At 39.0% G+C, this 1,409-nt stretch carries 1 protein-coding gene; it reads left to right on the top strand.

Features of this window, described 5'->3' with window-relative positions; translation table 11 throughout:
• The first annotated feature begins 216 nt into the window (after nucleotides 1-216).
• Nucleotides 217-1,264, top strand: a protein-coding gene (locus tag IEW67_RS17815; protein ID WP_188634423.1) for an IS630 family transposase whose coding sequence is annotated in 2 segments (ribosomal slippage) — nucleotides 217-710 and nucleotides 709-1,264 — 1,050 coding nt in all. Because the reading frame shifts where the segments join, the coding sequence is not laid out codon by codon here.
• Nucleotides 1,265-1,409 lie beyond the last annotated feature (145 nt).

Genomic DNA, 1,409 nt, shown 5'->3' with positions numbered 1-1,409 from the left:
GTGACAATGCTTCATTTCTCCTTAAGCCGCAGCCGTAAATGACACGAAAAACGACAGGAAGGATAAATTTGATATTAGATTCACCATGTACCTTGATCGTGTCACAAGCAATAAAAAATGATTTTATATAAACGGTAAAAAAGGATTTCAGGAACTTTTGTCTAATTAGTATAGGTAATAGATTCTTTACCTATGGAGGCGGGCAAAATGAAAAAGATGTATTCATATGATGATCTCGATCCTGAAATTCAAGCTATCAAAGGAGCTATGAAAGACACAAAGGACCTTCGTTTGTTTAAACGTTATCAAGCGACTTTCAAGTATTTAAAAGGCCGGCCGATGCACGAAATTGCGGCGTTCATAGGATGCAGTGAGAAAACAATATATAATTACGTAAACGCCTATAAATCCCATGGCTTGGCAGGATTAATTCCAGGTGAATCTCCGGGCAGGCCCCGTCATCTTACAGAAGAGCAGGAACAAGAAGTCTACGATACAATTGTTAATCAAATGCCGGTTGATGTTGACTTTCCCGCTGAAATGAACTGGACCTCTTCTTTAATACGCGAATGGATCAAGCAAAAATATAATGTCACGTTTTCAGATCGGGGCGTGCGTGCTTTGCTACACCGTTTAGGGTTTAGTTACACAAAGCCAACATATACCTTGGCAAAAGCAGACCCTGAAAAACAGGAAGTATTCAAAAAAGAATTTGAAACGGCTAAAAAAAATGAACGATGGCGAGATTGATCGAGTTTTGTTTCAGGATGAGTCCATGATTCGAGATTATCAGGCCATTGCCAATACTTGGTTTCCAAAAGGCCAACAAAAAAAGATACCGACATATGGTAAGCACCATGGTGTCAAATTAATCGGCACGTTGGACTATGAATCCGGCGATGTTTTCTGCATTGAAAGAGAACGATATGATGCAAAAGTCTTTTTGTCCTTTTTGGAAAAGGTGGTTGAACGTTATCCAAATGAAAAGATCCTCATGGTCCTGGATAACGCAAAAATCCATCATGCCAAACTGATTCAGCCATTTTTACAGGAACACTCTGAACAATTGGACTTATTATTTCTCCCACCCTATAGCCCAGAGTTAAATTTGATCGAAGGACTGTGGGGGTGGTTGAAAAAGTCAGTCATATACAATGTGTTCTATAAATCCGTTGATGAAATTCGTCAGGCTGTTCAGTCATTTATTTCAGAGATCAGCAAGCGTCCTGAGACAATAGTCCAGCGGCTGTGCAATAAGTTGTAAATCTTAAGTTCCATCTATATAGCTCGTCTTTTGAAAAAATATATGGTGTGAAAGTTGTCTGATACTTTTTAGGCGTTCTCGGAATGTAAGACTGATAGCCTAATTGATTCAAGTAGATGCAAAAGTTCGCAATATCATTAACCCT

The organism is Lentibacillus kapialis, from assembly GCF_014646635.1.
GTDB classification, from domain to species: domain Bacteria; phylum Bacillota; class Bacilli; order Bacillales; family Amphibacillaceae; genus Lentibacillus; species Lentibacillus kapialis.
Note: the sequence above shows the minus strand (reverse complement) of the source record. Positions and strands in the feature narration are given on the sequence as shown.